Genomic DNA, 4325 nt, shown 5'->3' with positions numbered 1-4325 from the left:
TATTTTACTTCTGTTTTGTCTGTTAATGTTTGTCGTTTTAGCATAACGCACAACGTTTTGCGCATAGGCCTAGTGCGGGGAATCAAAGTTACTTCGCCGAAATTAAGAACCAAAAGAAGAAGAAAGAAAATCAGACCGAAAAGAGATATCGCCCGCATTAGGCTTATGCGCTGTTACCTGCCCGCCACCTAAGCGTTTAGCATCCGCTTCTCAGTCTATGCATCAAGTGGTTATATCAAGGATTAAGATTGCTAAAATTAAGTTCAGAAGTACAAGTTCTGCGCATAAGTGTTGTCGGTGTTTCTGTCTTTTGCGTTATGCTTCTGGTTTAACAGTAGAAAGTGGGTCTTAACCATGTCTAGTGTCTCAATGGTTCGGATGGGAGATTTCTTTTTACGGGTGCTAGATGCGTTATTACATAGTTAAGAATTCTTTTTCAGGATGCGAGATTTCTTTTTACGGGTGCTAGTTTCGTTAATGCATAGTTAAGATTTCTTCTTACGGATGCAAGATGTCTTTATTAGGATAGGATATTTCCTTTTTAGGGCGTGAGATTTCCTTTTGCGGATGCAAGATGTCTTTAACAGGTAGCTAGATTTCTTTATTGGCTAGGCGGTTTTTTATGCTTTAGGCTTTGTAAACTTAATCTTGCTGATTTGTTTGTACTCGGGGGCAGTTGCTCCGTAAAGCGACTTTACATAATCCTTAACAGCGAGGGTAATATCATATAAACCGGTCTTTTCTTTATACAATGTTTTGTCTCTTGCAATACGAGCATTAGAAACTGCGGTGTATGCGGTAGAAACATTTGTATTTGCTGTTTTAAGAGCTGCAAGTTGTGCTGTAAGTGTTACCAATTGTAACTCTACCTCGTTAGGGGTGTAATTTGCTGATGGTGTTTTGAGCAATTCAATGAGTTTGGTAAAATGCTCAATAAGTTGGTCATAGGATTGCTGTGAAGTACTGATAGTATTAGGGGCAGGGGTGTTGGGGTCTATTGATACTGGAATTGCTTTTGCTCTTTTGCCTTGAATTTTTCTATTGATAGTTTTTGCGTCTTTTATCATTTCTGCGGTTGCGTCACTTGATGAAAATGCGTTCACTAATCTTGTAGAAAGTTTACGAATTGGTTCGAATAGGTTTAATCTAGCATTTGTGACATTATTAAAGGCAACTGTTTTTGTAGTTACGTTTAAGATGTCTGCTTTAGCGGTTGTAAAAAGGGTGTTTAGTGAGGCAAGTTTAATTGCAGCTTTGGTTGGATTGTAAGTCGGACCGTAGCCGGTAATGAATGAAATAAAATCTTCAAAGTTTGCGACATTTTTGGCGTGACCCGTTTCGATGATTGGCATAAAATAAATTTTTTATTGTGATTAGGAAAGGTAAAAAGGATTTTTTAAATGTACAAATATGGGACTCCTGATAGATGAAGAAAGTAAGAATGAAAATTCGATAGATGGTGAAAATGCTATTGTTACTGGAAATTCTTTGAGCAGAATTTTAAGTTTGGTTTAATTAATGATTTTGGACCAGTACTAAAAGTTTTGGTTGTTGATAATATATCTTGTTTGTATGGAATTTTGTTTGTAAAATTGCATACTAAAATTAGCAAATATGCGAGAGGATTTATTTGGAAATTTGGTTATTGACGAAGATAAAAAGAAACTAAAAAGAGTTAAGCAAAGTCCGAAAAAAGTTAATGGTGCGCATAATGCCACAAGCAGATACAAAGGGCTCAAAGAAAGTCTTGATTCTGATATAATTGATAATAATAATTGGAAGACTGTCGAAACACTGGCAGTTGAAAATGATAGGTGCGATATGACTTTCATGGATTTATTTTCAGGTGCAGGTGGAATTTCAGTCGGAGTAAGAAATGCTGGATTTAAAAAACTTGCAAGTGTGGAAATAGATAAGGATGCTTCCAATACAATCCGAAAAAATTTCCCCGAGGCATATCATTTCGAAATGCCTATACAAGATGTTAAAGAAGCCGAAATAGATAAGGTTCTAAATGGACAGAATGTAAATGTTGTTTTTGGAGGCCCTCCTTGTCAAGGATTTTCTGTCGCTGGACTGCGAAATCCTAATGATCCAAGAAATAAATTGTTTCAAGAGTACGTAAGAATTGTAAAACATTTAAAGCCTGAATTTGTTGTATTGGAAAATGTACCAGGCATACTAACCATGGAAAATGGAAAGGTTTATAAAGAAATTATTAAACAATTTTCGGATGCCGGATATCCAAATATGTCAGTAAGAATACTTGAAGCAGCAACTTTCGGTGTACCACAATTAAGAACTAGAGCCATATTTATAGCTAATCGACTTGGGTTAGTAAACCCATACCCGAAGGAAATATTGTCAAAAGGAAATTATAAACCAATCGAAAGTGCTATTGATGATCTAAAGTATGTTGAACGTTCTAATGTTTCAAATCATGAATGGACTAAACACTCCAAGGAAATGGAAAAGCGAATTTCTTTAATTCCACATGGAGGCTCATTGTATGAGACATTTAGAGATGCCTACAAGAGGCAATATAAAGGTGTTCCAAGTATGACTGTGAAAGAAAATCATGGTGGTTGTCATGTACATTATGAACTTAATAGGGTTTTATCAGCGAGGGAAATGGCTAGGTTACAAACATTTCCAGATGATTTCATTTTTACGGGTTCATTCAAAAGAGCATATTGGCAAATTGGAAATGCAGTTCCATGCCTTATGGCTGAACATATAGCAAAGGCAATTAAAAAAGAATTAATGGATTATTATAATCAATGTTGATTTTTAAGTTCTTTCTTCCATTTCTCTAGGTCGTACCAAGGACATCCGACACATCCTTTCTCATCATACGTATCATCCCCTTCCCAATTTTCATTGCCTTGATAAAACCATTTGATTCCCATAAAGTTTCCTCTTTTCCCTGTCTTTACACAATTGTCGCAATGACGTGACTTCCACAAATTTGTTTGATTTGATAATAATTGAAATTTAGCTCTAATAGCTGGTTCAGTCATATTGTTTGGATTGTCACTTTCTTGAAATTTCCATCTTTGCGATGGAAATTTGTGGTCGATTATTAATTCAACAGGGCTTCTTTTAACATCAAAACAAACTTCTTTATAACCTAAAAGCTTTTTAATCCTTGTTTTTAGCAATTCCGACATTGGCCTTCTTAATTCATTACCATGCTCGAATCTTTGTTCAATTGGAGGTAACATAATTAATAAATCATGCATTGTCTTTTGTTCACAATCCGTACAATGTCTTCTCTTGGAACCAATCACATAACCTGATTTCTTTAAACTAGCTAGACGGGCGGATGGTTGAGGATTAACTTTGGGGACTGGTCCACAAACTCGACATTCCCATTTCCCAGAATATAAAGCGTTTAGAACTTTATAAGTAGCGGATTCTTTGTTTGACCATCGGCTGTCACTATCAGCTATCCATGGTGCTTTATTTCTAGGATTTAAACTTTCAAAACTGCTTTCTAAAGATTCATAAAATTCTTCAATAGTTAAATCTAAGCCTTGCTTTTCCAAATATTTAGGAAGTGCTCCTATCCATTTTTCTGTTCCATAATCAAATTCAACTTCCATGAAAACATCGCTTGTTTTCTCACCAGTAAAGAATTCTTCCTCATGTATTATATTAGGTTTATATGCTTTCTTTCCCATGCGGATTATATTTATTTTTGTTTTTGAATATCGACTAGTAAATCCTTAATTGAAATTTTAAGAGCAACCGCAATTTTTTCAATATTGATAAGAGTAATGTTCTTTTCTGCACGTTCAATCATTCCGATATAAGTGCGATGCAGGCCCGCCATTTCTGCAAGTTCTTCTTGAGAAATATTTTGTTTCTTTCTGTAATTCCTAACATTTTCGCCAAAAATGTTTAATATATCATGCTTCGAAATCATTCTAAATTATACTTGTGCAAAGCTAACTTTAGTATTCATTCCCTGCCACAGACTATGATTAGCATTTTACTCAATTGAATTGAATAAATATCTATGAAAATGATTAGGTTTTATTGAAGCCATTACTGTATTTCTATGCGTTCTGCGGTGGTGGCAGGTAACGTTTGGCGGGTTGGTGAAGGGTGGGGTTTTGGAAAGCTTTACATTCATAGGAGTAGAATAGCCCACCTTGCACCAACCCGCTGTTAGCTGATAGAGCAGTATTTTTATTGCCGCCGCTTTATCCGGCGGCATAACGTAGAACGGCGCCACCGGCAAATTCATAAAAATACTCGCTTTTCAGCTAACGGTTTTCGGCTTGGCGATGTGGCGGATTTTTAGCAAAAAAGTTCAATAG

The 4325-nt window shown here is 35.8% G+C and carries 4 protein-coding genes; 1 reads left to right on the top strand and 3 read right to left on the bottom strand.

All coding sequences use genetic code 11. The features are described from left to right. Positions 1-620 precede the first annotated feature (620 nt). Positions 621-1352 carry a hypothetical protein gene (locus tag ACOYLP_RS11050; protein ID WP_422856227.1) on the bottom strand — a complete coding sequence of 244 codons (732 nt, stop codon included), beginning with the start codon at positions 1350-1352 and terminating at the stop codon, positions 621-623. A gap of 262 nt (positions 1353-1614) precedes the next feature. Between ACOYLP_RS11050 and ACOYLP_RS11045 the strand changes: the two genes are divergently transcribed. Then, entirely contained in the window at positions 1615-2787 is a 1173-nt protein-coding gene (locus ACOYLP_RS11045) for a DNA cytosine methyltransferase (RefSeq protein ID WP_422856226.1), read from the top strand. Here the strand turns inward: ACOYLP_RS11045 and ACOYLP_RS11040 are convergent. Both ACOYLP_RS11040 and ACOYLP_RS11035 read right to left on the bottom strand, forming a co-directional pair. Beyond that, positions 2778-3683: a hypothetical protein gene (locus tag ACOYLP_RS11040; protein WP_422856225.1), complete on the bottom strand. Its 906-nt coding sequence runs from the start codon at positions 3681-3683 to the stop codon at positions 2778-2780. The genes ACOYLP_RS11045 and ACOYLP_RS11040 overlap by 10 nt on opposite strands. Before the next feature lie 11 nt (positions 3684-3694). Then, positions 3695-3928 (bottom strand): helix-turn-helix domain-containing protein, encoded by a 234-nt coding sequence (locus ACOYLP_RS11035; protein WP_422856224.1) that lies wholly within the window; start codon positions 3926-3928, stop codon positions 3695-3697. Between the last annotated feature and the right edge of the window lie 397 nt (positions 3929-4325).

It is taken from the genome of Flavobacterium sp. (assembly GCF_049318325.1).
Taxonomy (GTDB): Bacteria; Bacteroidota; Bacteroidia; order Flavobacteriales; family Flavobacteriaceae; genus Flavobacterium.
The sequence above is the reverse complement of the archived record's forward strand: the minus strand, read 5'-3'. Positions and strand labels throughout refer to the sequence as shown.